Here is a 2208-nt window from a genome sequence, read left to right as displayed (position 1 = left end):
GGGTTCGTTGCGCAGGCGCAGCTCGATGGGGTCGAGCCCGCACTTCTCGGCGAGTTCGTCGAACGCCGCCTCCAGCGCGAACGAGCCCGGGGCCTTACCCGGGGCACGCATCCACGTCGGGGTCGGTACGTCGAGCCGTACGACGCGGTTGGCGGTGTGGTGGGCGTCGGCGTCGTACATCACCCGTGCCACCCCGGCGCTCGGCTCGACGAACTCGTGCACGGTGGAGGTGATGCTGACCGAGCGGTGCTCCAGTGCGCGCAGCCGTCCCTCGGCGTCGGTGCCGAGCCTGACGCGCTGGGTGGTGGGGCTGCGGTAGCCCGCCAGCGAGAACATCTGGCGGCGGGTCAGCACGACGCGCACGGGGCGGTGCAGCACGGTCGCGGCCATCACGGCGGCCACCTGGTGGGCGCGGACACCCTTGCTGCCGAAGCCACCGCCGACGTGTTCGGAGCGCACACGCACGGAGCCCGGGTCGAGCGAGAACAGGTTCGCGAGTTCGCCGACGACCCAGGTGGCGCCTTGGTTGGAGTCGATCACCTCGAGCCGGCCGCCGTCCCAGTGGGCGGTGGCCGCGTGGGGTTCCATCGGATTGTGGTGCTCTTCGGGGGTGGTGTACTCGGCGTCCAGGACGACGGCGGACGCGGCCAACTCCAGGTCGGGATCACCTTTCGCCGTCACCGCCGGGGCATGGCCGTCCACCGTGTAGGTGGTGGAGCGTTCTCCGAAGTCGACGTCGTGGGGCTCCTGTTCGTAGTGCACCACGAGTGCCTCGGCGGCCTCCCTGGCCTGCTCGGAGGTCTCGGCGACGACCAGCGCGACCGGCCAGCCCAGGTGTGGCACCCGGTCGTGCTGGAACAGGGCGCAGGTCGGGTCCGGCTTGGTGCCCAGCATGCCGGTGTAGTCGGTCGTCACGCGCGGGGCGTTGCGGTGGTCCAGGACGGCGAGGACGCCCGGCATGGCGAGGACGGGGTCGGTGTCGATGGCGCTGATCCGCCCGCGGGCGACCGTGGAAAGCACCAGCCAGCCGTGCGCGAGGTCGGCGAAGGGGACCTCCGCCGCGTAGCGGGCGGCTCCGGTGACCTTGTCCCGGCCCTCCACGCGGGTGTGCGCGGTGCCGACGGAGCGCGTCGGGGTGGACGTCCCGGTGGTGACGGTGGTCATCGGGCGGCCTCCTCGGCGAGTTCTGTCAGCACGGCCACCACGAGGTTGCGCATGAGGGTCACCTTGTATGCGTTGTGGGGCAGCGGCCGTGCCGCCGCCAGCTCGGCGTCCGCCGCGGCGGCGAAGCTCTCGGTGTCCGCCGGCGCACCGGTCAGGACGCGCTCGGCCTCGACGGCCCGCCACGGACGGGAGGCGACCGCGCCGAAGGCCAGGCGCACGTCCTGGACGACGCCGTCACGCACGTCCAGCGCGGCGGCCAGGGAACCGATGGCGAAGGCGTACGAGGCGCGCTCGCGCACCTTGCGGTAGCGGGAGTTGGCGGCGACGGGGGCCGGAGGCAGAACGACGCCGGTGATCAGCGCGCCCGGCGGCAGGGCGGTCTCGCGGTGCGGGGTGTCGCCGACGGGCAGGTAGAAGTCGCGCAGCGGCAACTCCCCCGAGCCGTTCGCGGTCTCGTAGTGGACGACGGCGTCGAAGGCGGTGAGTGCGACGGCCATGTCGGAGGGGTGCACGGCCACACAGTGGTCGGTGGCGCCGAGGATCGCGTGGTTGTGGTGTTCGCCCTCGACGGCGGGGCAACCGGTGCCGGGAACCCGCTTGTTGCACGCCTTGGTGATGTCGGTGAAATAGCCGCACCGGGTGCGCTGCAGCAGGTTCCCGCCGACCGTGGCCATGTTGCGCAACTGCCCCGAGGCACCTGCGAGCACAGCCTGGGCCAACGCCGGATAGTTGCGCCGGACTTCGGGGTGCGCGGCCAGGTCGCCGTTGGTGACGGTGGCACCGATGCGCAGGCCGCCCTCGCGCGTCGACACGATGTCGTCGAGCGGGAGTTCGCGGATGTCGATGAGCCGGGCGGGCCGTTCGACGCCGGTCTTCATGAGGTCGACGAGGTTGGTGCCGCCGCCGAGGAAGCGGGTGTCCGGATCGGCGCCGAGCAGCGCCACAGCCCCGGCCACGTCGGACGCCCGCCGATAGTCGAACTCCCTCATGCCACAGCCTCCTTCGTCCCCACTGCGGGGCTGGTGCCCGTCGCGACCGACGTGT

General features: G+C 72.2%; 2 protein-coding genes. Both read right to left on the bottom strand.

Annotation, left to right across the window (positions count from 1 at the left end; all coding sequences use genetic code 11):
• On the bottom strand, positions 1-1164 hold a 1164-nt coding region (locus tag AC07CM_RS50725), incomplete at its 3' end, for a xanthine dehydrogenase family protein molybdopterin-binding subunit (RefSeq protein WP_478883332.1).
• Entirely contained in the window at positions 1161-2153 is a 993-nt protein-coding gene (locus AC07CM_RS50720) for an FAD binding domain-containing protein (RefSeq protein ID WP_478883331.1), read from the bottom strand. The genes AC07CM_RS50720 and AC07CM_RS50725, both read right to left, overlap by 4 nt.
• Between the last annotated feature and the right edge of the window lie 55 nt (positions 2154-2208).

Source organism: Streptomyces sp. NPDC044061 (genome assembly GCF_056434305.1).
The sequence above is the reverse complement of the archived record's forward strand: the minus strand, read 5'-3'. Positions and strand labels throughout refer to the sequence as shown.